This window comes from Achromobacter sp. 1014246743 (genome assembly GCF_059760725.1).
The window spans coordinates 1-255 of record NZ_JCBANA010000183.1; the positions used below are offsets into that span (position 1 = coordinate 1).

Sequence of the window (255 nt, forward strand, 5' to 3'; positions counted from 1 at the left end):
CCTCTGGTGTACCGGTTGTCATGCCAATGGCATTGCCGGGTAGCTAAGTACGGAAGAGATAACCGCTGAAGGCATCTAAGCGGGAAACTCGTCTGAAGATTAGGTATCCCGGGGACTTGATCCCCCTGAAGAGTCGTTCGAGACCAGGACGTTGATAGGTCGGGTGTGGAAGCGCAGTAATGCGTTAAGCTAACCGATACTAATTGCTCGTGAGGCTTGATCCTATAACACTGATGGTTATGACCTGGTGATATA

Annotated in this window: 1 rRNA gene; it reads left to right on the forward strand. The window is 50.2% G+C overall.

The features are described 5' to 3' along the window. Positions 1-224: ribosomal RNA gene (locus tag AC6LJ2_RS30160) — 23S ribosomal RNA — on the forward strand; the annotation flags it as partial. Between the last annotated feature and the right edge of the window lie 31 nt (positions 225-255).